Here is a 24,748-nt window from a genome sequence, read left to right on the forward strand (position 1 = left end):
GGACCGGCCGTTCCGTACGCGCTGTCGGGCCGGGGGCCGGACTACTTGGCCGTCTCGGCCTTCGCCTCGCCCTTACCGTCCGCAGCCTCGTCCTTGGCCTCGTCCTCGTCCTCGGCCGGGGCGGGAGCGTCCGCCTTGTCCTCGGCGGGGGCCTTGGCCTCGGCAGGGGCTTCCGTTTCGGCCTCGGCGTCGGCCGGAGCCTCCGTTTCGGCCTTGGCCGGGGTCTCTGCCTTGTCCGTGGCGGGGGCCTTGGCCTCGGCAGGGGCTTCCTCCTCGGCCTTCGCCGGGGCCTCGGCGGGAGCGTCCGCCTTGGCCGCAGCCGCGTCCTCGGCCGGGGCAGAGGCGTCCGCCTCGGCCTCAGCGTCGGCCGGATCCTTCGTCTCGGCCTTGGCCGGGGCCTCTGCCTCGGCGGGGGCCTCCGTCTCCGGCTTCGCCGCAGGCGCCTCGGCGGGCTCGTCCTCGGCCTTCGCCTCGGTGGCAGCCTCGGCCTTGTCGTCGGCCTTCGCTTCCGCCGCAGGCGCCTCGGCGTCCGCAGCGGTCTCGGTGTCGGCCTCCGGCTGGGCATCGGCCTTGGCCTTCGCCTCCGCGGCAGCCGCCTCGGCCTCGGCCTTGGCCTCGGCCTTGGCCTCGGCCTTGGCCTTGGCCTCGGCCTTGGCTTCCGCCTCCGCCTTGGCCTTTGCCTCCGCAGCGGCCTTCGCCTCCGCATCGGCCTTGGCCTTCGCCTCGGCTTCCGCAGCGGCAGCGGCAGCGGCAGCGGCCTCGGCGGCCTCGGCCTCGGCAGCCAGCGCCGCCAGCTCCTCCTCCGTCGGCTCCGGGGCCTTCACCGACTCCAGCAGCAGCTGCGCCACGTCCACGACCTGGACGGATTCCTTCGCCTGGCCGTCGTTCTTCTTGCCGTTCACCGAGTCGGTCAGCATCACCAGACAGAACGGGCACGCCGTCGACACGATGTCGGGGTTCAGGGACAGGGCCTCGTCGACGCGCTCGTTGTTGATGCGCTTGCCGATCCGCTCCTCCATCCACATCCGCGCGCCGCCGGCGCCGCAGCAGAAGCCCCGCTCCTTGTGGCGGTGCATCTCCTGCTGCCGCAGGCCCGGCACGGCGGACATGATCTCGCGCGGCGGCGTGTAGACCTTGTTGTGCCGGCCCAGGTAGCAGGGGTCGTGGTACGTGATCAGGCCGTCGACCGGGGTCACCGGCGTCAGCCGGCCCTCGTCGATCAGGTGCTGGAGCAGCTGCGTGTGGTGGATGACCTCGTACTCGCCGCCCAGCTGCGGGTACTCGTTCGCGATGGTGTTGAAGCAGTGCGGGCAGGTGGAGACGATCCGCTTCGCCGACTTCGGCTTCTTCGTCGCCGGGTCGTCGTCGTCCTCGCCGAAGGCCATGTTCAGCATGGCCACGTTCTCCTGGCCCAGCTGCTGGAACAGCGGCTCGTTGCCCAGGCGGCGCGGCGAGTCACCGGTGCACTTCTCGTCGCCGCCCATGATCGCGAACTTGACGCCCGCGATGTTCAGCAGCTCGGCGAACGCCTTCGTGGTCTTCTTGGCGCGGTCCTCCAGGGCGCCCGCGCAGCCGACCCAGTACAGGTAGTCGAACTCCGAGAGGTCCTCCGCGTCCTTCCCGATGATCGGGACCTCGAAGTCGACCTCCTTCGTCCACTCCACGCGCTGCTTCTTGGCCAGGCCCCAGGGGTTGCCCTTCTTCTCCAGGTTCTTGAGCATCGTGCCCGCCTCCGACGGGAACGCGCTCTCGATCATCACCTGGTAGCGGCGCATGTCGACGATGTGGTCGATGTGCTCGATGTCGACCGGGCACTGCTCCACGCACGCACCGCAGGTGGTGCAGGACCACAGCACGTCCGGGTCGATGACGCCGTTCTCCTCGGCGGTGCCGATCAGCGGGCGCTCGGCCTCGGCCAGGGCCGCCGCCGGGACGCCGGCCAGCTGCTCGGCGGTCGCCTTCTCCTCGCCCTCCATCGTCTTGCCGCCGCCCGCGAGCAGGTACGGGGCCTTCGCGTGCGCGTGGTCGCGCAGCGACATGATCAGGAGCTTCGGGGACAGCGGCTTGCCGGTGTTCCAGGCGGGGCACTGCGACTGGCAGCGGCCGCACTCGGTGCAGGTGGAGAAGTCGAGGATGCCCTTCCAGGAGAACTGCTCGACCTGGGAGACGCCGAAGACGTCGTCCTCGCCCGGCTCCTCGAAGTCGATCTCCTTGCCGCCGCTCGTCATCGGCTGGAGGGCGCCGAGCGCCGTCGAACCGTCGGCGTTGCGCTTGAACCAGATGTTCGGGAAGCCGAGGAAGCGGTGCCAGGCCACACCCATGTTGGTGTTGAGCGAGACCGTGATCATCCAGATGAAGGAGACGCTGATCTTCACCATCGCGGTGAAGTAGATGGCGTTCTGGATGCCGCTGAAGGAGAGCCCCTTGAAGGCCAGCACCAGCGGGTACGAGGCGAAGTACGCCGGCTCGTACGACTCGACGCCGTGGATCGCGCCCTCAAGGCCGCGCAGCGCGAGGATCGCGAGGCCGATGGTGAGGATCACGTACTCGACGAAGTACGCCTGCCAGGCCTTCGAGCCGGCGAAGCGGGACTTGCGACCGGCCCGCGAGGGAAGGTTGAGCAGGCGGATCACCATCAGGACGACGATGCCGACGACGGTCATCACGCCGATGAACTCGGTGTAGAGCTCGAAGGGCAGGAAGTCGCCGACGATCGGCAGCAGCCAGTCGGCCTGGAAGAGCTGGCCGAAGGCCTGCACCAGGGTGGGCGGCAGCGTCAGGAAGCCGATGGCGACGAACCAGTGCGCGAAGCCGACGATGCCCCACCGGTTCATCCGGCTGTGGCCGAGGAACTCCCTGACCAGGGTGATCGTTCGGTCCTTCGGGCGGTCCGTGCGGCTGCCCGCCGGTACGGGTTGGCCGAGCTTCACGAACCGGTAGATCTGCGCCACGGCTCGGGCGATCAGCGCGACGCCGACCACGGTCAGGACCAGCGACACGATGATCGCGGCGAGTTGCATGGGAGGGCTCCTCGGGCGGGACTTACTAAGCGGTAACTTATTGAGTCAAGGCTTGAGGTTACCCAGTTCCCGCGCCGCACTGTAGGTGAGCGTGCGGTGATCTGTGTCGCTCAGGCATGCCTCTGTCGGTAGGCCGCCCGAGGGGTCTGCGCGAGGATCGCGAGATCCATCCCCAGCCAATGGCTCTCCACATAGTGCCGGTCCAGCAGGGCCATCTCCTCCCAGGGGAGGTCGGAACGCGCGCTGACCTGCCACAATCCGGTCATTCCGGGACGTACGAGCAGACGTTCCGGGTGGTCGGTACGGGCCTCGGGACGCGGCCCGACCAGCGACATCTCCCCGCGGGCCACGTTGAGCAGCCGCGGCATCCCCTCCAGTGCGCACCGCCGCACCAGCGCGCCGGTCCGGCCGGCGCCCTCCGTGCGCAGCCGCCAGGCGCGGAAGGGGCGCCCGCCGAGGCCGAGCGCGGGCTCGCGTACGAGGGCCGGGGTGCGGGTGGCCGCGTAGAGCAGGGCGGCGGTCAGCAGCAGCGGCACGGCCGCCGCCGCGAGCAGGGCCGCCGTGCCGATCAGGTCGAACACCCGCTTGGCCGGTGGCCTGGCCGGCCATTGCGCCGGGATCCGGATCCGGAGCATCCGCAGCCGGGGCCCCGGCCGGGTGGTGAGGAGGCGCGGCCGCGGCCCTGGCCGGGCGGTGGGGAGGCGCAGCAGAGGCATGCCAGCACGCTGCCGGACGCCCGTCCGCCCCCCGGCGCGCCGCGCGGCCGTGGGCTCCACCGGGAACCCGTTCGGGTGCGGCCCGGTGGGGCTGCGGTCGCGCGGCGCCGGGTGTGCGGCGCCCGCCTGGGGCGCAGGTCCGGGGTTTGGGGCGGTTGCCCGGGGTGCCCGGGGCGTCAGGGGAGGCGCCCCTGAGCGTAAGGGCAGCCTAAAGATTGAGTCGCCTCGACTCACCTCTGTTGACGCCAGCGCAGCGTTACGGCATTCTTGAGCCTGTTCCACTCAAGTCAGCTGGAGGAATCGAAATGGCACGTGCGGTCGGCATCGACCTGGGCACCACTAACTCCGTCGTCAGCGTTCTCGAAGGCGGCGAGCCCACCGTCATCACCAACGCCGAGGGTGCCAGGACCACGCCGTCCGTCGTCGCCTTCGCCAAGAACGGCGAGGTCCTCGTCGGCGAGGTGGCCAAGCGCCAGGCGGTCACGAACGTTGACCGGACCATCCGCTCCGTCAAGCGCCACATGGGCACTGACTGGAAGATCAACCTGGATGGCAAGGACTTCAACCCGCAGCAGATGAGCGCCTTCATCCTGCAGAAGCTGAAGCGCGACGCCGAGGCGTACCTGGGCGAGAAGGTCACGGACGCGGTCATCACCGTTCCTGCCTACTTCAACGACTCCGAGCGCCAGGCGACGAAGGAGGCCGGCGAGATCGCCGGTCTGAACGTCCTGCGCATCGTCAACGAGCCGACCGCCGCCGCCCTGGCGTACGGCCTCGACAAGGACGACCAGACCATTCTCGTCTTCGACCTCGGTGGCGGCACCTTCGACGTGTCGCTCCTGGAGATCGGCGACGGCGTCGTCGAGGTCAAGGCCACCAACGGTGACAACCACCTCGGCGGCGACGACTGGGACCAGCGCGTCGTCGACTACCTGGTGAAGCAGTTCGTGAGCGGCCACGGCGTCGACCTGTCCAAGGACAAGATGGCGCTCCAGCGCCTGCGCGAGGCCGCCGAGAAGGCGAAGATCGAGCTGTCCTCCTCCACGGAGACCTCGATCAACCTGCCCTACATCACGGCCTCCGCCGAGGGCCCGCTGCACCTGGACGAGAAGCTCACCCGCGCCCAGTTCCAGCAGCTGACCGCGGACCTGCTCGACCGCTGCAAGACCCCGTTCCACAACGTCATCAAGGACGCCGGCATCGCGCTGTCCGAGATCGACCACGTGGTCCTGGTCGGCGGCTCCACCCGCATGCCGGCCGTCGCCGAGCTCGTCAAGGAGCTCACCGGCGGCCAGGACGCCAACAAGGGCGTCAACCCGGACGAGGTCGTCGCCATCGGCGCCACCCTCCAGGCCGGTGTCCTCAAGGGTGAGGTCAAGGACGTCCTGCTCCTCGACGTGACCCCGCTGTCCCTCGGCATCGAGACCAAGGGCGGCATCATGACCAAGCTCATCGAGCGCAACACGACCATCCCGACCAAGCGGTCGGAGATCTTCACGACGGCCGAGGACAACCAGCCGTCCGTGCAGATCCAGGTCTACCAGGGCGAGCGCGAGATCGCGGCGTACAACAAGAAGCTCGGCATGTTCGAGCTGACGGGCCTGCCGCCGGCCCCGCGCGGCGTCCCGCAGATCGAGGTCTCCTTCGACATCGACGCGAACGGCATCATGCACGTCACGGCCAAGGACCTTGGCACGGGCAAGGAGCAGAAGATGACCGTCACCGGCGGCTCCTCGCTCGGCAAGGACGAGGTCGACCGCATGCGCCAGGAGGCCGAGCAGTACGCGGACGAGGACCTGCGCCGCAAGGAGGCGGCCGAGTCCCGCAACCAGGGCGAGCAGCTCGTCTACCAGACGGAGAAGTTCCTCGCGGACAACGCGGAGAAGGTCCCGGCCGAGGTCAAGACCGAGGTCGAGACGGCCGTCACCGAGCTGAAGGACAAGCTCAAGGGCGACGACGCCGCCGAGATCCGCACCGCGACGGAGAAGCTCGCCGCGGTCAGCCAGAAGCTCGGCCAGGCCATCTACGCCGACGCCCAGGCCGCCCAGGCCGCCGGCGGCGCGGGTGACGCGGGCCAGGCCAAGGCCGACGACGACGTCGTCGACGCCGAGATCGTCGACGACGAGAAGCCGAAGGGCGGCGCTGCCTGATGTCGGAGGAGACCCCGGGCTTCGACGAGAAGCCCGAAGTCCCCACCGGCGCCGGCGCTGACGACGCGGAGCCGAAGGCCGCCGACTCCTCCAAGAAGGAGGACGAGGCGGCCCCGGCCGGGGACAAGGCTCAGGACGTGGCGCTGCTGGCGCAGCTGGACCAGGCCCGCACCGCGCTCGGCGAGCGCACCGCGGACCTCCAGCGGCTCCAGGCCGAGTACCAGAACTACCGTCGCCGCGTGGAGCGGGACCGGGTCGCCGTCAAGGAGATCGCGGTCGCGAGCCTGCTGACGGAGCTCCTCCCGACCCTGGACGACATCGGCCGGGCCCGGGAGCACGGCGAGCTGGTCGGCGGCTTCAAGTCGGTGGCCGAGTCGCTGGAGACCGCCGCCGCCAAGATGGGGCTGCAGCAGTTCGGCAAGGAGGGCGAGCCCTTCGACCCGACGATCCACGAGGCCTTGATGCACTCGTACGCGCCGGACGTCACCGAGACGACCTGCGTGGCGATCCTGCAGCCGGGGTACCGGATCGGCGAGCGCACGATCCGCCCCGCGCGGGTCGCGGTGGCCGAGCCCCAGCCGGGGGCGGCTCCCGCCGCGAAGTCCGAGTCCGGTGACGGCGACACGCCGTCCGACAAGGACACGGATGCCCCCGACAAGGGCTGACGCACACCATGTAGGGATCCGAGAGGAGGGACACCGGGGATGAGCACGAAGGACTTCGTCGAGAAGGACTACTACAAGGTCCTCGGTGTCCCGAAGGACGCCACCGAGGCCGAGATCAAGAAGGCGTACCGGAAGCTCGCCCGCGAGTTCCACCCGGACGCCAACAAGGGCGACGCCTCGGCCGAGGAGCGCTTCAAGGAGATCTCCGAGGCGAACGACGTCCTCGGCGACGCCAAGAAGCGCAAGGAGTACGACGAGGCCCGCGCGCTGTTCGGGAACGGCGGCTTCCGCGCCGGTCCGGGCGGCGGCGGCTCGTTCAACTTCGACCTGGGCGACCTGTTCGGAGGTACGCAGCAGGGCGGCCAGGGCGGCTTCGGCGGAGGCCTGGGCGACGTCTTCGGCGGGCTGTTCAACCGCGGCGCCGGCCCCGGTGCGGGCACCCGCACCCAGCCGCGCCGCGGCCAGGACGTCGAGTCGGAGGTCACGCTCTCCTTCACGGAGGCCGTGGACGGCGCGACCGTGCCGCTGCGGATGTCCTCGCAGGCCCCCTGCAAGGCCTGTTCGGGCACCGGCGACAAGAACGGCACGCCCCGCGTGTGCCCGACCTGCGTCGGCACCGGCCAGGTCTCCCGGGGCAGCGGCGGCGGCTTCTCGCTGACCGACCCCTGCGCCGACTGCAAGGGCCGCGGCCTGATCGCGGAGAACCCCTGCGAGGTCTGCAAGGGCAGCGGGCGCGCCAAGTCCTCCCGCACCATGCAGGTCCGGATCCCGGCGGGCGTCTCCGACGGCCAGCGGATCCGGCTGCGCGGCAAGGGGGCACCGGGCGAGCGCGGCGGCCCGGCGGGCGACCTGTACGTGGTGGTGCACGTCGGCACCCACCCGGTGTTCGGCCGCAAGGGCGACAACCTCACGGTGACGGTCCCGGTGACCTTCGCCGAGGCCGTCCTGGGCGCCGACATCAAGGTGCCGACCCTGGGCGGCCCCCCGGTCACCCTGAAGCTCCCCCCGGGCACCCCCGGCGGCCGCACCATGCGGGCCCGCGGCAAGGGCGCGGTCCGCAAGGACGGCACCCGCGGCGACCTGCTCGTCACGGTGGAGGTCGCGGTTCCGGCGGAGTTGTCCGACAAGGCCCGCGAGGCCCTGGAGATGTACCGGGACGCGACCGGGTCCGAGGACCCGCGTGCCCTCCTGTTCGAGTCCGCGAAGGGAGCATGACATGGACGGCCGCCGACGACAGCCCCGCTTCGGCGAGGGGGCCTATCAGCTCACCGACGAGACCCCGGTCTACGTGATCTCGGTGGCCGCCCAGCTCTCGGGCCTGCATCCGCAGACCCTGCGCCAGTACGACCGCCTCGGCCTGGTCTCCCCGGACCGTACGGCCGGCCGCGGCCGGCGGTATTCGGCCAGGGACATCGAACTGCTCCGCACGGTGCAGCAGCTGTCCCAGGACGAGGGCATCAACCTGGCCGGGATCAAGCGGATCATCGAACTGGAGAACCAGGTGGCCGCGCTCCAGCAGCGCGTGGCCGAGCTGTCCGCCGCCGTGGACGGGGCGGCCGCCGCCCTCCAGGCCCGCGAGGCCCAGGTGCACGCCTCGTACCGCCGCGACCTGGTCCCGTACCAGCCGCCGGTGCCGGGCAGCGCGCTGGTCGTCTGGCGCCCCACCAAGCGTCCGGGCGACTGACCGGCCCGCCCCCGGACCACGCCGTGAAGGCCCCGCCGGGCCCCTCCCGCACGGGAGGGGCCCGGCGGGGCCTTTTCCGTACGTCCCGGGCGCCCGGGGCCCCTCGCGGCCGCCTGGGGGCCTCTGTCAGCCCTCGGGGAGCTGCGCCGGGTTCGAGCCGTGCAGGATCCCGGACTGGGCGATGAGGTAGCCCAGTTGGGCCCTGCTGCCGCTGCCGAGGGCGGCGGCCAGCTTCGCGATGTGCGCGCGGCAGGTGCGTACGTTCATTCCCAGCCGGCGGGCGATCGCCTCGTCCACGTGGCCCTCGATCAGCAGCTGTGCGATGGAACGCTGCACTCCGGAGATACCATCCGGGTTGTGCGTGTACGTGACCTCGTCGCCCAACGGCACCGCTCTGCGCCAGAGTTGCTCGAAGACCTTGATGAGGTAGTCCACCAGCCCCGGGTGCCGCAGCTCCAGGGCCACGCTCCGGTCGTCGCTGGCGGGTATGAAGGCCACCGTGCGGTCGAAGATCATGAGACGCTCTATCAGCTCCTCCAGCGTGCGGATCTCGACCTTTCCGGCGGAGATCCGGTCCACGTAGGCGAGCGTCCCCTGGCTGTGCCGCACCGTGTGCTGGTAGAGCGTCCGGATGCTCACCCCGCGGTCGATCAGCGGCGTGGCGCGCTCCAGGGCCTCGCTGAGGACGAACGTGGACCGGGCCCCGCCCGGCTGGACGGTCAGGGCCTCCGTGTGGCACTCGGCGGTGGCCAGGTCGAGTGCCGCGTTGATCTGGTCGATCCCCTCCAGGACCGTGATGGCGTGGGTGTTGGAGGGGGTCTGGGCGCTGATGGTGAGGAACGGCTCGAATGTGTCGGTGAGATCTACGGCGGTGCGCCGGCGTTCCTGGATCTCGCGTTCGAGCGGATGGAGCCGTTGCGCCAAGGCGACGGACGGGGGAACCGCGCGCAGCTGGTTGGCGTCATCCGGGTCGGGTCGCAGGAGTGCGAATTCGAGCAGGCAGGGGGCGTTCTGGACCTCGCCGCGTGCGACGCGACCGGTGCTCAGGGCCGCCGCGTACAGTCGCGCGCCCTCGGCGCACATCGCCGTGACGGGGTGGGGATGTGTCGGGTTTGTCTCGCTTCTTACCAATTCTCCACCCCCCAGGGTCCTGAACATGTAAGAACATGATGCATCGTCCCTGTGGCACTGACGTGCCTGAATGAGCCATCGTCTGACAGTGCGGGGGAGAGGATTCCATCAAGTGAGGACGAAGCCGACCATGTATAAGAGAATGCTTCGCTCGGCGCTTGCCGTTGTTTTCTCCGTCGTCGCGGTCATTGGAGCAGTCGTAGCCGGCAACGGCGGCGACGCGGGAAGTGCTCAGGCGAGTGCCGCCGCGCACGTCGAGTCCATGGGCAAGAGCGATCTCGGCTGGGACTCCAGCCCCGCGGACCTCGGCTGGGACGCGGCCCCTGCGAAGGCCTCCTGATGACCCCCGACGACCGCGACTTTCGTCGCGAAATGGCCTCTGCCTACCGCTCCGGATGGCAGTTCATAGACCTCGCCACGGCGATCCCCTACGCCGGCGATTCGTTGATGGTCACTCTTTTCGGCCAGCCGATCGTCGTCGTGCGCGAGGAGGACGAGGACGTCCGCGCCTACCGCTGTCTGCGCCGCCCCCGGGGCGCACCGCAGCCCGTCCGCTGCGAAGTGCGGTACGGCATGGTCTTCGTCAACCTCGACCAGCGTGACCACCAGCTGTTCGAGCCCGATATCACCACCGCCACCCCCCGCAGTGCCTGAGGCGATTCCCCCGTCGTTGCAAATCGCTCCAGGTGCTACCCCCACACAACGGCGCCATCGTGGACCTGACCACGATGGCGCCGTTGTGATGTCCGCGTCCAGTGGTTGAACCGGACAATCACCCTGAGCCGCGTCTTCCGGCTCAGGCCCGGCCCATGGCCCGGTCGAGGGTGATCTCCAGGACCACCCGGTCCGGGTTGGGCGAGGGCATCCGCCCGTACCGCTCCGCGTAGCGCGTCACGGCCTCGGCGACCGAGGCCTCGTCCGTACGGATCACCGCGCGCCCCTCCAGGGTGGCCCAGCGCCTGCCCTCCATCTGGCAGACCGCCACCCGGGCGCCGCCGCCGGCCGCCGCCAGGACGTTGCGGACCTTCTTGCTGTGCTTGTTGCTGATCACCCGTGCCAGCCCGGCCTCCGGGTCGTAGGTCACGCCCACGGGCACCACGTGCGGCGTGCCGTCCGGGCGCGGGGTGGTCAGGGTGCAGACGTGCCGCTCCCGCCAGAAGGCGAGGTACTCGGGCGTCGGGTTGAGTACGTCATGGGACATGGGCCGAAGCGTACGCCCGCGTACCCGCCGGACCGGGCGGGTCGGTCGGGAGAATGGCCCCGAGAAGAGCCTTGAGTGGAATAGACTCAACTTTGCAGATGCTGAATCTGTCAGAGTGAGCATCCGGCCAGCCGGGTGCGACGAGTCACGTACGCCCGCCGGAGAGGAGACACCGAGAGTGGACGCCGAGCTGACCAACAAGAGCCGCGACGCCCTGAACGCGGCCACGAGCAGGGCCGTCAAGGACGGCCACGCCGACCTGACCCCCGCGCACCTGCTGCTGGCACTGCTCGCCGGCGAGGACAACGAGAACGTCGTCGACCTGCTGGTCGCCGCCGACGCCGACCAGGCCGCCGTCCGCGCCGGGGCGGAGCGGCTGCTCGCCGCCCTGCCCAGCGTCACCGGCTCCACCGTCGCGCCCCCGCAGCCCAGCCGCGACCTGCTCGCCGTACTGGCCGAGGCCGACGCGGAGGCCGGCCGCCTCGGCGACGAGTACCTCTCCACCGAACACCTCCTCATCGCCGTCGCCGCCAAGGGCGGCGCGGCCGGTGAGGTCCTTTCCGCCCAGGGCGCCACGGCGAAGAAGCTGCTGGACGCCTTCCAGAACGCACGAGGAGCACGGCGGGTGACCACCCCCGACCCGGAGGGCCAGTACAAGGCCCTGGAGAAGTTCGGCACCGACTTCACGGCCGCCGCCCGCGACGGCAAGCTCGACCCGGTCATCGGCCGCGACCACGAGATCCGGCGCGTCGTCCAGGTCCTCTCCCGCCGCACCAAGAACAACCCGGTGCTCATCGGCGAGCCCGGCGTCGGCAAGACCGCCGTCGTCGAGGGCCTGGCCCAGCGCATCGTCAAGGGCGACGTCCCCGAGTCCCTCAAGGGCAAGCGGCTCGTCTCCCTCGACCTCGGCGCGATGGTGGCCGGCGCCAAGTACCGCGGCGAGTTCGAGGAGCGCCTGAAGACCGTCCTCGCCGAGATCAAGTCGAGCGAGGGCCAGATCATCACCTTCATCGACGAGCTGCACACCGTCGTCGGCGCCGGCGCCGGCGGGGACTCCGCCATGGACGCGGGCAACATGCTCAAGCCCATGCTGGCCCGCGGCGAGCTGCGCATGGTCGGCGCCACCACCCTGGACGAGTACCGCGAGCGCATCGAGAAGGACCCGGCGCTGGAGCGCCGCTTCCAGCAGGTGCTGGTCGCCGAGCCCACCGTCGAGGACACCATCGCGATCCTGCGCGGGCTCAAGGGCCGCTACGAGGCCCACCACAAGGTCGTCATCAACGACAGCGCCCTCGTCGCCGCCGCGACCCTCTCCGACCGCTACATCACCTCCCGCTTCCTGCCCGACAAGGCCATCGACCTCGTCGACGAGGCGGCCTCCCGGCTCCGCATGGAGATCGACTCCTCGCCCGTGGAGATCGACGAGCTCCAGCGCTCCGTGGACCGGATGCGGATGGAGGAGCTGGCGCTGAAGAACGAGTCCGACCCGGCCTCGATCGAACGCCTCGACAAGATCCGCAAGGACCTCGCCGACCGGGAGGAGGAGCTGCGCGGCCTGACCGCCCGCTGGGAGAAGGAGAAGCAGTCCCTCAACCGCGTCGGCGAGCTCAAGGAGCGCCTGGACGACCTGCGCGGGCAGGCCGAGCGCGCCCAGCGCGACGGGGACTTCGACACCGCCTCCAAGCTGCTCTACGGGGAGATCCCGCAGCTGGAGCGCGAGCTGGCGGAGGCCACCGAGGAGGAGGCCGCGGCGGAGACCTCGAAGAACTCCAAGAACGCCATGGTCAAGGACGAGGTCGGCCCCGACGACATCGCCGACGTGGTCGGCGCCTGGACCGGCATCCCGGCCGGCCGGCTCCTCGAAGGGGAGACCCAGAAGCTCCTGCGCATGGAGGACGAGCTGGGCCGCCGCCTGATCGGCCAGAGCGAGGCCGTGCGCGCCGTCGCGGACGCCGTGCGCCGCACCCGCGCCGGCATCGCCGACCCGGACCGCCCCACCGGCTCCTTCCTCTTCCTGGGCCCGACGGGCGTGGGCAAGACGGAGCTGGCCAAGGCCCTCGCGGACTTCCTCTTCGACGACGAGCGGGCCATGGTCCGCATCGACATGTCCGAGTACTCCGAGAAGCACAGCGTGGCCCGGCTCGTCGGCGCCCCTCCCGGCTACGTCGGCTACGAGGAGGGCGGCCAGCTCACCGAGGCCGTCCGCCGCCGCCCGTACAGCGTGGTGCTGCTGGACGAGGTCGAGAAGGCCCACCCCGAGGTCTTCGACATCCTGCTCCAGGTCCTCGACGACGGCCGCCTCACCGACGGCCAGGGCCGCACGGTGGACTTCCGCAACACCATCCTGATCCTCACCTCGAACCTGGGCAGCCAGTTCCTGGTGGACCCGGCCACCCCGGCCGAGCAGAAGAAGGCGCAGGTCCTGGAGGTGGTCCGGGCGAGCTTCAAGCCGGAGTTCCTCAACCGCCTCGACGACCTCGTCGTCTTCTCCGCGCTGACCCGCGACGAGCTGGCGCACATCGCCGAGCTCCAGATCGCCAAGCTCGCCAAGCGCCTCGCCGACCGCCGGCTCGCCCTGGACGTCACCCCCGAGGCCCTGGCCTGGCTGGCGGACAAGGGCAACGACCCGGCGTACGGCGCCCGCCCCCTGCGCCGCCTGATCCAGACGGCCGTGGGCGACCGCCTCGCCAAGGAGATCCTCTCCGGAGAGGTCCGCGAAGGCGACACCGTACGGGTCGACGTGGCCGGCGAGGACCTGCTGGTCGGCCGGGCCCTGTAAGGGCCGCGCGGCCCCCCGTGTCCGCCCGGAGCGGATCGCCGGTCCGGGGCTGGACACGGGGTGGGCGCGATGGGGGAGGATGGCGGTATCCGCACGAAGGGAAGTACACGGTGAGCATCGACCCGGCCTCGATTCCGAACTTCGGGGGTCAGCCCGAACCGCAAGGCCAAGGACCGGCGGGCCCCGTCGTCCCCGACCAGGAACTGGTCAAGCAGCTCCTGGAGCAGATGGAGCTGAAGTACGTCGTCGACGACGAGGGTGACCTCGCGGCGCCGTGGGAGGACTTCCGCACCTACTTCATGTTCCGCGGCGAGGACGAGCAGCAGGTCTTCTCCGTGCGGACCTTCTACGACCGCCCCCACGCCATCGACGACAAGCCGCAGCTGCTGGAGTCGATCGACGACTGGAACCGCCGCACCCTGTGGCCGAAGGTCTACAGCCACACGCACGACGACGGCTCCGTCCGCCTGATCGGCGAGGCGCAGATGCTGATCGGCACCGGCGTCAGCCTGGAGCACTTCGTGTCCTCCACGGTCAGCTGGGTCCGCGCGTCGATCGAGTTCGACAAGTGGCTGCTGGAGCAGCTCGGCCTGGAGAAGGAAGTCGACTCCGCCGAGGGCGAGGAGAAGAAGGAGGAGGACGGCGAGTAGCCGTCCCCCTGCTCACGGCTCCTACAGGGGCACCTTCGCCATCAGGAGCAGGTACGCCCCGTAGCCGTACGAGAGCCCGGCCAGGCCGGCGGTCACCGCGATCGCCGTGCGCGGCCGGGCTCTCGCCATGGCGGCCGCCACCGGCAGCAGCAGCGGGAACGCGGGCAGCAGGAAGCGCGGCTTCGACTCGAAGAAGCCCGCACCGCCGAAGGTGATCACCAGCAGCGTCCCGGCGTACACGAGCAGCGGCAGCGGCGTCCGGTCCAGCACGGCGAGCACCGCCAGCAGCCCGGCGGCGGCGAGCACGGCCAGCGTCACCCCGACCGGAACGGTCACGGGCCCCCCGGACAGGACCTTCCAGGCCGTCTCCAGGGTCCCGCCCCCGAAGTCGAAGCGCGAGCCCCACTGCCGCTGGACGGTGAAGTAGCCGAGCGGGTCGTGACGGCGCGCCCCGACGGCGACGACGTACGAGGCCCAGCCCGCGGGCGCCAGCAGCCCGGCCGCCCACACCTCGGGCGCGCGGTTGCCCCGTACCAGCAGCTCCCGCAGGGCCACGACGGTCACGGCGGCGGCGACGGCGATCCCGGTGGGCCGGGTCAGCCCGGCGAGCGCGGCCAGCGCGGCCGCCCACATCCACCGCTCCCGCAGCAGGGCGTACAGCGACCAGGCGGCCAGCGCGCACAGCAGGGGCTCGGTGTAGGCGAGGGTCAGGACCACCGCGTGCGGCAGCGAGGCCCACAGCGCGACGAGCAGCACCCCGGCCCGCGCCCCGAGCAGCAGCTCCCCGATCCGGTACACGCCGACGGCGGCGGCCGCCGCGGCCGTCCAGGACACCACGAGCCCGGCGACGGGGCCGCCGCCGGTGAGGTCCACGAGCAGCGGGTACAGCGGGAAGAAGGCGTAGTCGCTCTGGATGGAGTCGGAGGCGGGCCACATGTGGGTGCGGCCGTATCCGTCGGCGGCGATGGAGAGGTACCAGAAGGAGTCCCAGGAGCCGCCGAGCACCTTCACCGGGCTCCGGCCCGACCACCAGGCGCCGAGTGCGATGACCAGCGCCCCGGCCCCGCGGACGGCGGCGAACACCCCGAGCGCGACCCCGGCCGACCAGGCCGTCCCCCGTCTTCGTCCGGTCCGCCCGGGGGCGGGCGGGACCGGTCTCGTCCTCGTCACGTCCATGCCGGGCCTCAGAGCCGGCGGAGGCGTTCCACGGCCTCCCGCAGGACGTCGGTCCGCTTGCAGAAGGCCCAGCGGACCTGGGTGGCCCCGGCGGACCTGTCGTCGTAGAAGACCTGGTTCGGGATGGCGACGACCCCGCACCGCTCGGGCAGGGCGCGGCAGAAGGCGAGCCCGTCCTTCTCGCCCAGGGGCGAGACGTCGGTGGTGATGAAGTACGTGCCCTGCGGGCGGAAGACCTCGAAGCCGGCGGCGGCGAGGCCGTCGGAGAGGAGGTCGCGCTTGGCGGCGAGGTCCGCGCGGAAGTCCTCGAAGTAGGAGTCGGGCAGGGCGAGGGCCTCGGCCACGGCGTACTGGAAGGGGCCGGAGGAGACGTAGGTGAGGAACTGCTTGGCCGAGCGGACCGCCGATACCAGCGCGGGCGGGGCGGTGATCCAGCCGACCTTCCAGCCCGTGAAGGAGAAGGTCTTGCCGGCGGAGGAGATGGTGACGGTGCGTTCGCGCATGCCGGGCAGGGAGGCCAGTGGCACGTGCGAGCCCTCGAAGACGAGGTGCTCGTACACCTCGTCCGTGACGACGAGGAGGTCGCGTTCCACGGCGAGTTCGGCGATGGCGGTCAGCTCTTCGCGGGTCAGGACGGTGCCCGTGGGGTTGTGCGGGGTGTTGAGCAGGAGCAGCCGGGTGCGCGGGGTGACGGCGGCGCGCAGGGCGTCGAGGTCGGGGCGGAAGTGCGGGGCGCGCAGGGTGTGGGGGACGCGGACCGCGCCGGCCATGGCGATGCAGGCGGCGTAGGAGTCGTAGAACGGCTCCAGCGCGATGACCTCGTCGCCCGGTTCGAGGAGGGCGAGGAGGGAGGCGGCGATGGCCTCGGTGGCGCCCGCGGTGACGAGGACCTCGGTGTCCGGATCGTAGGACAGGCCGTAGAAGCGCTGCTGGTGGGCGGCGATCGCGGTGCGCAGTTCGGGGATGCCGGGGCCGGGCGGGTACTGGTTGCCGCGGCCGTCGCGGATCGCGCGTACGGCGGCTTCGGCGATCTCGGCGGGGCCGTCCGTGTCGGGGAAGCCCTGGCCCAGGTTGATCGACCCGGTGCGGGCGGCCAGTGCCGACATCTCCGCGAAGATCGTGGTGCCGAAGGCGGCGAGGCTGCGGTTGAGGAAGGGGCGGCTGCTGTTGCCCGCGGGTGCGCTCATGAGCGCCATCCTCGGGGGAACCTCTGGAGTTGCTCAAGTGTGCTTTCGAGGCGTTGGCCTGGGGGCATCCCCCCTGCACGCGGGCCACGGGGGTACCGCGACCCGGGTGACCGGGGTGTGGGGAAGGAGGCGGGGCCGTGTCCCTCGTCCTGATTCTCGTGGGTTTGGCAGTCGTGGGCTTCGTCGTCCTGGTGGCGCGATTGGGCGGATCGGGCGGCAGCGGGTCCGGATCCGGTGGTTCGGGGGGCGGCTGGTGGGCCGGGGGCGGGGACTCCTCGTCCTGCGGTTCCTCCTCGTCGTGCGGGTCGTCGTCCTCCTGCGGTGGCGGAGGCTGCGGGTCCAGCTGACACTGGTACGTGCGCCGCGGGCCGTGGTCCGTCCTCCGCGATCCACGTCGTGTACGGAAACCGCGCGCAGCCCGTGTGGACAAGACGCCCGGCGGGGACAACTTCCTTCGGGCGTCTTCTTGTTCGGTCCGGCGCTACGGCGTACGGGCGGCGTCGTGTTGAACACGTGAACCGTGAAGCCCCCGGGGGGATGTAAACCCCGTCAAGTTGGGTAAAAACGCTGTGAGTGCCGTGCCTTTCATGATTCCCTCGGTTGAGTAGACCAGTCCCCGGACCTCCCGGGACTTCCTGTGGACCCGTGCCGGTGTCCCCCCACCCGTTGACTACCGCTGGCGGGCCCCGGCCCATCTCCCTCGCGCGTTTGCGGAGCCGACTCATGCTCACGACCCTCCAGACCACCTACACCGACACGCGTGCCGCCGATCTCGCCTGGGCCCTGGGACGCGACCGGCTGCCCGCCCTGGCCGTACTGAACCTCCAGCTCGCGGACGCGAAGGTGGAGTTGCGCCTGCTCGGGGCCTCTCACCAGGTGCTCCTGGAGGAGGGCGAGGTGCTCTGCTCGGAGACGGTCGCCTGTATGCCCGGCAGCAGTACGCCGCTGCCGCTCGGCGTGGCGAAGCGGGTGGGCGACTGGGAGTACGAGTTCGCCGCGCGGGTCGAGACCCTCTCCCGGGGGTCCTTCGCGGGCCGGGCGCAGGAGCTGCTCGCGCTGGTCGCGGATCACCCGAACGGGCTAGCCGGGACCTTCCCCGGTGACCCGCACGCGTTCACCGCGATGCTCGCGCAGCGGCACGAGGGCCAGGTGCGCTGGCGGACCTGGCACGCGTACCCGCAGGAGGGCCAGCTGGTGGCCACCCGGACCCGGGTCGGCGTGCGCATGGGCGCCCCCGTCTAGGACCCCGTACCGCCCCTCGCGATTACGCCAACCGGCCTGATCGACGCGGCACTTGCACCCATGTGGGTGACAGGGTGTCGGTGGGCGGTGACGTACGGTTCGCTGCATGATCGACCGTTCCGCCCCCCGCGGGGTGCTCCCGGCGGCGGAGCCGCGGGGCGTGCAGACCGTCCAGGCCGCCCTGCCCGTACGCCCCCGGACCGGCCGACTCCTCGTGCTGGCCACGGTGTTCGTCTGCGCCGCCTGCGGGCTCGTCTACGAGCTGGAACTGCTCGCCCTCGGCTCGTACCTCATCGGCGACTCCGTCACCCAGGCGTCGGTCGTCCTGTCCGTGATGGTCTTCGCCATGGGCGTCGGCTCCCTCCTCGCCAAACGCCTGCGCAGCCGGCCCGCCTTCGGGTTCGGCGCCATCGAGGCCGCGCTCGCCCTCCTCGGCGGCTTCTCCGCGATGACCCTGTACGCGAGCTTCGCCTGGCTGGGCGAGTCCCGGCCGGCCCTCGTCGCGTTCTCCTTCGGCATCGGAGTGCTCATCGGCGCGGAGATCCCGCTGCTGATGGTCCTCATCCAGCGCATCCGCAGACAGGACGCCGGCGGGGCCGTCGCCGACCTCTTCGCCGCCGACTACGTGGGCGCCCTGGCCGGCGGGCTCGCCTTCCCCTTCCTGCTGCTTCCCGTGCTCGGCCAGCTCACCGGGGCCATGCTCACCGGCACCGTGAACGCCGTCGTCGGCGGCGGACTCGTCCTGTGGCTGTTCCGCCACGACCTCAGCAGGCGCTGCCGCTGGCTGCTGGTCACCGCCAACGCGACCGTCCTCGCCCTGCTCGCCTCCGCCACCCTCCTCGTCGACGACTTCGAGCGGGCCGCGCGCACCGCCGTCTACGGCGCCGAGGTACGGGTCGCCGCGCAGACCGGGGTGCAGGAACTGGTGCTGACCGGCCCCTCCACCGGCTCCCCGCGCTCCCTGGACCTCTTCCTCGACGGGCGGCTGCGGGTCAGCGGCTACGACGAGTACCGCTACCACGAGGCCCTGGTCCACCCCGCGATGACCGGCCCGCACGCCCGCGTCCTGGTCCTCGGCGGCGGCGACGGGCTCGCCGCCCGCGAGGTGCTGCGCTACCGGGACGTCGACTCCGTCACCGTCGTCGAACTCGACCCAGGCGTGGTCCGCCTCGCCCGCACCGACCCGATGCTCTCCGCGCTCAACGCCCGCGCGTACGCGGACCCGCGCCTCGGCGTCGTCACCCAGGACGCCTTCCGCTGGCTGCGGGGGCCCGCCGCCCGGGACCGCTTCGACGTCATCGTCTCCGACCTGCCCGACCCGGGCATCACACCGAGCACGAAGCTGTACTCGCAGGAGTTCTACGGGCTCGCCGCGCGGGCCCTGAAGCCGGGCGGGCGCATCGCGGTGCACGCCGGCCCCCTCACCACGAGGCCGCGTACGTACTGGACCGTCGAGTCCACCCTGCGCGCGGCCGGGTTGCTCACCACCCCGTACAGCACGGGCGGCCGGCTCTCCGGCTTCGCCGCCGGGCCCGACCGCACCCAGGGCGCGGCCGACGCGCCGCCGCAGGACTGGGGCTTCGTGCTCGCCGCCCGCGACCGGGTCCCCGAGCTGCGCGTGGACCGCGACACCCCCGCCCTGCGGGCCGTGTCCACCCGGGGGCTGCGGGACGCGGCCCGGGACGCCGCCCGGAGCCGGCCGGCCGCCGGGCTCCCGCCGTCCACGCTGCCGCATCCGCGTTACCACTGACCCGTGGCGTCGTGTCCGTGTGCAGCGGCGGGTCCCGTCGGTAGGCTCGGCCGCATGGAGCATCAGGTGTTCGTTCCGGTACCGGCACAAGACGTCCGCGCCGTCCTGCGCGACCCCGCCCGGGTGGCCCGCTGCGTCCCCGGGCTCCAGCAGGACGCCGACACCGCCTCCGGGCCGCTGGCCGGGCGGCTCAAGGTGCGGGTCGGCGGCCACACCGTGACCTACCGGGGCTCCCTGACCCTGTCCGAACGGGACCCGGAGCACTTCGCGGCGGAGGGCGAGGGCTCCGAGGCGCGGGGCAGCGGCTCCGTCACCCTCGCGCTGGTGCTGCGGCTGGTCCCGCACGACGGCGGGACCCTGCTGGAGTTCAGCGGCGGGGCCACCGCCGACGGCCGGGCCGCCGCCTTCGATCCGGCGGCCACCGCCACCGCCGCCGGCCGGCTCCTCGACCGCTTCGCCGCCAACCTGGCCGGTGCGGCGGGCGGCGCGGGCGATGCCGCGACGGAGTCCGGGGAGGAAACGGCCGGACCCGCCGGGGTCGCGCCCTCCGTGTTCGACACCGAGGTGCCGCCCCCGTCCCTCGACCCCTTCCTCGAAGGCGAGTTCGCCGACTTCGCGTCCTTCGTCGGGCCGGACGAGGAGGAGGGGCCCGCCGCGGGCACCGCCGGCCCCGGACGCCCGCCGGCCGAGGCCGCCCACGCCCGCCGCACGATGATCGGCCGCAGCGCGGAGGAGGTCGACCACGCGCCCCCGCGCGGCCGCTACGCCCCGGTCCCGGCGCCCTCCGCCGGGGGCGGCGGCAACGGCATGCGCTGGATCGCCCCGGCGGCGGCACTGGCCCTCGCCTCGGCGGTCGTCGTCGGAAGGGCGTTGCGCCGCCGTCGCTGACGCGCCGTAGGGTCGCCGTATGACTACGCGACTGAGCGCCGGCGGCGCCGAACTCACCATCGATCAGGAAAACGGCTGCCGGGTCAGCGGTCTGCGCGTCGACGGCATCGAGCTGCTGCGGCAGGGCCCGAAGTTCGGTGCCTTCCCGATGGTCCCGTGGTGCGGGCGCACGGCGAACGGGCGGTTCCACGACGGTGCCTCCGTCCACCAGCTGCCGCTGAACCACCCGCCGCACGCCATCCACGGCTTCGCCCGCGACGCGCCCTGGAAGACGGCCTCCGCGACCGGCACCACCGCGGCCTTCACCTACGACCTCGTCGACCCCTGGCCCTACTCCGGCCGGGTGACGCAGCTCTTCGAGCTGGGACCGGACGCGCTGACGATCCGCCTGGGCGTGGAGACGTACCAGGACTCCTTCCCGGCGCAGGCGGGCTGGCACCCCTGGTTCAACCGGGTCCTCACCGAGGGCGGGGAACCGGCCCGGATCGGCTTCGACCCGGCCTGGCAGGAGGAGCGGGACGAGGACCACATCCCCACCGGCCGCCGCACCGACCCGAAGCCCGGCCCCTGGGACGACTGCTTCGGCATGCCCTACGGGGTCGACGTCACCCTCACCTGGCCCGGTCAGCTGGAGCTGAAGGTCACCAGCCCCGCCGAATGGGTGGTCGTGTACGACGAGCAGCCCGAGGCCGTCTGCGTAGAGCCGCAGTCCGGCCCGCCGAACGGCCTCAACACCCTCCCGCGCCTGGTCACGCCGGTGGACCCGCTGGAGGTCGCCACCACCTGGACGTGGCGGCGCCTCGGCTGACCCGCAACTAAGCTCGACGCCATGACTGACGTACGCGATGCGCTTCTGCAGCAGATCAAGGACAAGGCCGTCGTGCACGGCAAGGTGACGCTCTCCTCCGGCAAGGAAGCCGACTACTACATCGACCTCCGCCGGATCACCCTCGACGGCGAGGCCGCCCCGCTGGTCGGGCAGGTCATGCTGGACCTCACCGCCGACCTGGAGTTCGACTGCGTCGGCGGCCTGACCCTGGGCGCCGACCCGGTCGCGACCTCGATGCTGCACGCCTCCGCCGCGCGCGGCGAGCGCCTGGACGCCTTCGTCGTCCGCAAGGCCCAGAAGGCCCACGGCATGCAGCGCCGCATCGAGGGCACCGACGTGAAGGGCAAGCGCTGCCTGGTCGTCGAGGACACCTCGACCACCGGCGGCTCCCCGCTGACCGCCGTCGAGGCGGTCCGCGAGGCCGGCGGCGAGGTCGTCGCCGTCGCCACCATCGTGGACCGGGGCGCGTCCGACGCGATCGCCGCGGCCGGCCTGCCCTACCTCACCGGCTACCAGCTCGGGGACCTGGGCCTCGCCTGAGCCCTTCCGCTCCGGCCCCCGTCGTCTCGGATCGTGGTCGCGCGGGGGTGACGGGCGGGCCGCGGGGCGGGTGCGGGACAACTGGGGACCAAGGTCCCGGAAGTCCTGGGTCCGGTCCTGACCTGCGGCTTTTCGGAGGGGCGGAGTGTTTCACGTGAAACACTCCGCCCGCTTCGTCGAACGGGGGGTGACAGGCGGGGTGGAGTGTTGCGCCGAGTCTGGAAAGATAGGCGCGACGGCGACGTCGCCCCCAGGTCAGGGCCCGCAATAAGCACACTCCCCGCACATCCAAGGAGCGGACAGATGCCCATCGCAACCCCCGAGGTCTACAACGAGATGCTCGACCGGGCGAAGGCAGGCAAGTTCGCCTACCCGGCCATCAACGTCACCTCGACCCAGACCCTGCACGCCGCGCTGCGCGGCTTCGCGGAGGCCGAGAGCGACGGCATCATCCAGATCTCCACCGGTGGTGCCGAATTCCTGGGTGGCCAGTACAGCAAGGACATGGTCACCGGCGCGGTCGCCCTGGCCGAGTTCGCGCACGTCGTCGCCGCCAAGTACGACGTCACGGTCGCGCTGCACACGGACCACTGCCCCAAGGACAAGCTGGACGGTTACGTACGTCCGCTCCTGGAGGTCTCCGCCGAGCGCGTCGCCCGCGGCCTGAACCCCCTCTTCCAGTCGCACATGTGGGACGGCTCCGCCGAGACCCTGGCCGACAACCTGGCCATCGGCCAGGAGCTGCTCGCCAAGGCCGCCGCCGCGAAGATCATCCTGGAGGTCGAGATCACCCCGACCGGCGGCGAGGAGGACGGCGTCAGCCACGAGATCAACGACGAGCTGTACACCACCGTCGATGACGCGATCCGCACCGCCGAGGCCCTGGGCCTGGGCGAGAAGGGCCGCTACCTGCTGGCCGCCTCCTTCGGCAACGTGCACGGCGTCTACAAGCCGGGCAACGTCGTCCTGCGTCCGGAGCTCCTCAAGGACCTGCAGGCCGGTGTCGCCGAGAAGTTCGGCAAGGCTTCGCCGTTCGACTTCGTCTTCCACGGCGGTTCGGGCTCCACGCCCGAGGAGATCGCCACCGCGCTGGAGAACGGCGTCGTGAAGATGAACCTCGACACCGACACCCAGTACGCCTTCACCCGCCCGGTCGCGGACCACATGTTCCGCAACTACGACGGTGTCCTGAAGGTCGACGGCGAGGTCGGCAAGAAGTCCACCTACGACCCGCGCACCTGGGGCAAGCTGGCCGAGGCGAGCATGGCCAAGCGCGTCACCCAGGCCTGCGCCGACCTGCGCTCCACGGGCACCAAGCTGAAGTAAGCGGCGAGGACCCGGAAGGGTTCGCGAGGACCTGAGAGAGGGGTCCGCCGGTCCGTCACGGACCGGCGGACCCCTCTTCCGTGTGCGCTGAGGTGGATTCGGGAGGGATTCGCCCGAGGTGACATACGCCGGTGGACGCGCGGCGGCGCGATGGTGTGGAATCTACCCAGAGAAACGTACCCGTGGGGATGTAAAACCGGCGGGCCAGGAGAGGCGACGCCGCAGATGAAGACAGAGCGACCCCAGGTGAAGCAGGAAAGGGCGGTGCGCACGCGTCGGGCGATCCTGGAGGCGGCCGCCCTGGTCTTCGAGGAGTGCGGCTACGACACGGCCAAACTCTCGGACATCGTGAACATCGCCAAGGTCACCAAGGGCGCCCTGTACTTCCACTTCGAGTCGAAGGAAGGCCTGGCCCAGGCCGTCATCGACGCGCAGAACGCGGCGCAGCCGCAGATGCTGCCGCAGCAGTACAAGGCGCAGGAGTTCGTGGACATCGGCATGGTCTTCTCGCACCAGCTGCGGCACGACGCGCTGATGCGGGCCAGCACCCGCCTCACGCTGGACCACGCGGGCCGGGGCCTCGACCGGGCGACCCCGTACCAGACCTGGATCGAGCTGCACATCCCGCTGCTGGAAGAGGCCCGGCGGCGCGGGGAGCTGCTGCCGAACGTGGACCCGTGGGTGCTGGCCCGTCTGGTCGTCGGGGCGTACGCGGGGCTGAACACCATGTCGTACACGCTCGGGCTGGACATGGACGCGCAGGTCTCGGAGCTCTACACGCACGTGATGCCCAGCGCGGTGGTCCCGGCCGTGGCGATCCGGCTGGACACGGCCCCCGGGCGGGGCGCGCGGGCGCTGTTCGGGCCGCAGGGCGCGCACGAGTGCCGGCACGGCTGCGCGGGCGGGGTGCCCCCGCAGGAGGAGGCCTGACCCCGGCCCGCCCCTCCCCTCCCCCTTCCCAAAAAGATCCCCCCGGGTATTATTTTTCCGCTGGCCTGCCCAGGGGGGATCACTGTGGACATTGAGGTACTCGGCACACCGCGGGTCATCGAGAACGGTGTGCCCATCACGGCCCCATCGCCGGAGGCCCGGCACGTCCTGGCGGTCCTCGCGGCCTGTCCCGACCGGGTCGTACCCGTTTCCGTGCTCGCGGACGAGCTGGTCCGCCGCGTCCCGCCCGAGCACGCCCACGCCGCCCTGCACACCGCCGTACGCCGGCTGCGCGAGCGGTTCGCCGAGGCGCTGGGGCCCGGTTCGGTACGAACTCCCGAAGCCGCGCTGTCCACCCGGCCCGGCGGGTATCTTCTCGACACCGCCGGCGGCCGCTGCGACGTCCGCGAGTTCGAACGCGACGCCGGCGCCGGGTACCGGGCCATGGAACGCGGCGACTACGGGCAGGCCGCCGCCCGGCTCCGCCGCGCCCTGGACCTGTGGACCGGCCCCGTCCTGGACGGCATCGACGCCGGGACCTGGCTCCGCGGCCGCATCGCCCGCCTCGACGCCGACCGGCTCTCCGTGCTCGGCCAGTGGGCCGAGGCGGAACTCGCCCTCGGACGCCACCGCGAGCTGCGTCTCGCCCTCGCCGTCCTGCGCGGCTCCGGCGCGGGCCGCCCCGGCGGTGCCTACCTGGCGGCGCTGCGCCGGGCCGAGGCCCGCGTCGAGGCCGCCCGCAGGGGCAGGCCGGCCTCCGGGCCCTCCCTGACGGGTGCCGCCCGCACCTGACCCTCCGGCGCCCCGGCCCCCTCTGCTTGACCCCTCGCCCGACGGAACCTAGGTTCGGGGCCGGGGACGTAAAGCGGCTGGTCGGGGTGGGG

The 24,748-nt window shown here is 71.7% G+C and carries 22 protein-coding genes; 16 read left to right on the forward strand and 6 right to left on the reverse strand.

Features of this window, described 5'->3' with window-relative positions:
* Positions 1 to 41: 41 nt before the first annotated feature.
* Together OG553_RS17875 and OG553_RS17880 are read right to left on the reverse strand one after the other, a co-directional pair.
* A complete protein-coding gene (locus tag OG553_RS17875) occupies positions 42 to 3,020 on the reverse strand; it encodes a heterodisulfide reductase-related iron-sulfur binding cluster (protein WP_405979935.1) in 2,979 nt (992 codons plus the stop codon).
* Between the two features lie 110 nt (positions 3,021 to 3,130).
* Positions 3,131 to 3,736, reverse strand: coding sequence for a sugar transferase (locus OG553_RS17880; RefSeq protein WP_405979936.1), 606 nt, complete (start codon positions 3,734 to 3,736; stop codon positions 3,131 to 3,133).
* 305 nt (positions 3,737 to 4,041) lie between these two features.
* On the opposite strand from OG553_RS17880, the gene dnaK reads away from it, so the two are divergent.
* From dnaK to OG553_RS17900, 4 genes are read left to right on the forward strand one after another with little or no spacing between them, the layout of a single operon-like run.
* Positions 4,042 to 5,886 (forward strand): molecular chaperone DnaK, encoded by a 1,845-nt coding sequence (gene dnaK / locus OG553_RS17885; RefSeq protein ID WP_405979937.1) that lies wholly within the window; start codon positions 4,042 to 4,044, stop codon positions 5,884 to 5,886.
* On the forward strand, positions 5,886 to 6,551 hold the full coding sequence (gene grpE, locus OG553_RS17890; RefSeq protein ID WP_125813230.1) for a nucleotide exchange factor GrpE: 666 nt from the start codon (positions 5,886 to 5,888) through the stop codon (positions 6,549 to 6,551). The genes dnaK and grpE overlap by 1 nt, the downstream gene beginning before the upstream one ends.
* 39 nt (positions 6,552 to 6,590) lie before the next feature.
* Positions 6,591 to 7,766, forward strand: coding sequence for a molecular chaperone DnaJ (gene dnaJ / locus OG553_RS17895; RefSeq protein WP_405979938.1), 1,176 nt, complete (start codon positions 6,591 to 6,593; stop codon positions 7,764 to 7,766).
* Between the two features lies 1 nt (position 7,767).
* Positions 7,768 to 8,235, forward strand: coding sequence for a heat shock protein transcriptional repressor HspR (locus OG553_RS17900; protein ID WP_125813228.1), 468 nt, complete (start codon positions 7,768 to 7,770; stop codon positions 8,233 to 8,235).
* A gap of 126 nt (positions 8,236 to 8,361) precedes the next feature.
* Here the strand turns inward: OG553_RS17900 and OG553_RS17905 are convergent, their stop codons facing one another.
* The gene (locus tag OG553_RS17905) at positions 8,362 to 9,393 is read right to left on the reverse strand and encodes a helix-turn-helix transcriptional regulator (protein WP_405979939.1); all 1,032 of its coding nucleotides are present in this window, start codon (positions 9,391 to 9,393) and stop codon (positions 8,362 to 8,364) included.
* Positions 9,394 to 9,508: 115 nt separating this feature from the next.
* Here OG553_RS17905 and OG553_RS17910 point away from each other — a divergent pair, with 115 nt between their 5' ends.
* Complete coding sequence (locus tag OG553_RS17910; RefSeq protein WP_405979940.1) at positions 9,509 to 9,706, forward strand: hypothetical protein; 198 nt, start codon at positions 9,509 to 9,511, stop codon at positions 9,704 to 9,706.
* A complete protein-coding gene (locus OG553_RS17915) occupies positions 9,706 to 10,020 on the forward strand; it encodes a hypothetical protein (RefSeq protein ID WP_030228709.1) in 315 nt (104 codons plus the stop codon). Before OG553_RS17910 ends, OG553_RS17915 begins: the two co-directional genes overlap by 1 nt.
* 142 nt (positions 10,021 to 10,162) lie before the next feature.
* On the opposite strand, the gene OG553_RS17920 is transcribed toward OG553_RS17915, so the two are convergent.
* The gene (locus OG553_RS17920; protein ID WP_405979941.1) at positions 10,163 to 10,567 is read right to left on the reverse strand and encodes a pyridoxamine 5'-phosphate oxidase family protein; all 405 of its coding nucleotides are present in this window, start codon (positions 10,565 to 10,567) and stop codon (positions 10,163 to 10,165) included.
* Between the two features lie 178 nt (positions 10,568 to 10,745).
* Between OG553_RS17920 and clpB the strand changes: the two genes are divergently transcribed.
* Both clpB and OG553_RS17930 read left to right on the forward strand, forming a co-directional pair.
* Complete coding sequence (clpB, locus tag OG553_RS17925; protein WP_405979942.1) at positions 10,746 to 13,346, forward strand: ATP-dependent chaperone ClpB; 2,601 nt, start codon at positions 10,746 to 10,748, stop codon at positions 13,344 to 13,346.
* A gap of 110 nt (positions 13,347 to 13,456) precedes the next feature.
* Positions 13,457 to 13,996 (forward strand): YbjN domain-containing protein, encoded by a 540-nt coding sequence (locus tag OG553_RS17930; RefSeq protein WP_405979943.1) that lies wholly within the window; start codon positions 13,457 to 13,459, stop codon positions 13,994 to 13,996.
* 21 nt (positions 13,997 to 14,017) lie between these two features.
* Here OG553_RS17930 and OG553_RS17935 read toward each other — a convergent pair whose 3' ends face one another.
* Together OG553_RS17935 and OG553_RS17940 are read right to left on the reverse strand one after the other, a co-directional pair.
* Complete coding sequence (locus tag OG553_RS17935; RefSeq protein WP_405979944.1) at positions 14,018 to 15,172, reverse strand: glycosyltransferase family 39 protein; 1,155 nt, start codon at positions 15,170 to 15,172, stop codon at positions 14,018 to 14,020.
* Positions 15,173 to 15,180: 8 nt separating this feature from the next.
* Positions 15,181 to 16,368, reverse strand: coding sequence for a pyridoxal phosphate-dependent aminotransferase (locus OG553_RS17940; RefSeq protein ID WP_405979945.1), 1,188 nt, complete (start codon positions 16,366 to 16,368; stop codon positions 15,181 to 15,183).
* Positions 16,369 to 17,082: 714 nt separating this feature from the next.
* Here OG553_RS17940 and OG553_RS17945 point away from each other — a divergent pair.
* From OG553_RS17945 to OG553_RS17980, 8 genes are all read left to right on the forward strand, one after another.
* The gene (locus OG553_RS17945) at positions 17,083 to 17,601 is read left to right on the forward strand and encodes a DUF2617 family protein (RefSeq protein ID WP_042801168.1); all 519 of its coding nucleotides are present in this window, start codon (positions 17,083 to 17,085) and stop codon (positions 17,599 to 17,601) included.
* A 106-nt stretch (positions 17,602 to 17,707) separates the two neighbouring features.
* A complete protein-coding gene (locus OG553_RS17950; RefSeq protein ID WP_405979946.1) occupies positions 17,708 to 19,351 on the forward strand; it encodes a polyamine aminopropyltransferase in 1,644 nt (547 codons plus the stop codon).
* 54 nt (positions 19,352 to 19,405) lie between these two features.
* Positions 19,406 to 20,239 (forward strand): SRPBCC domain-containing protein, encoded by an 834-nt coding sequence (locus tag OG553_RS17955; protein WP_405979947.1) that lies wholly within the window; start codon positions 19,406 to 19,408, stop codon positions 20,237 to 20,239.
* 19 nt (positions 20,240 to 20,258) lie between these two features.
* Entirely contained in the window at positions 20,259 to 21,047 is a 789-nt protein-coding gene (locus OG553_RS17960; protein WP_405979948.1) for an aldose 1-epimerase, read from the forward strand.
* A 21-nt stretch (positions 21,048 to 21,068) separates the two neighbouring features.
* On the forward strand, positions 21,069 to 21,608 hold the full coding sequence (gene pyrE, locus OG553_RS17965; RefSeq protein ID WP_405979949.1) for an orotate phosphoribosyltransferase: 540 nt from the start codon (positions 21,069 to 21,071) through the stop codon (positions 21,606 to 21,608).
* Between the two features lie 303 nt (positions 21,609 to 21,911).
* Positions 21,912 to 22,934: a class II fructose-bisphosphate aldolase gene (gene fbaA / locus OG553_RS17970; protein WP_388933322.1), complete on the forward strand. Its 1,023-nt coding sequence runs from the start codon at positions 21,912 to 21,914 to the stop codon at positions 22,932 to 22,934.
* Between the two features lie 264 nt (positions 22,935 to 23,198).
* On the forward strand, positions 23,199 to 23,864 hold the full coding sequence (locus OG553_RS17975) for a ScbR family autoregulator-binding transcription factor (RefSeq protein ID WP_405979950.1): 666 nt from the start codon (positions 23,199 to 23,201) through the stop codon (positions 23,862 to 23,864).
* An 84-nt stretch (positions 23,865 to 23,948) separates the two neighbouring features.
* Positions 23,949 to 24,656: a BTAD domain-containing putative transcriptional regulator gene (locus OG553_RS17980; protein ID WP_405979951.1), complete on the forward strand. Its 708-nt coding sequence runs from the start codon at positions 23,949 to 23,951 to the stop codon at positions 24,654 to 24,656.
* Positions 24,657 to 24,748: the final 92 nt, after the last annotated feature.

Source organism: Streptomyces sp. NBC_00158 (assembly GCF_045160885.1).
Classification (GTDB): Bacteria; Actinomycetota; Actinomycetes; order Streptomycetales; family Streptomycetaceae; genus Streptomyces.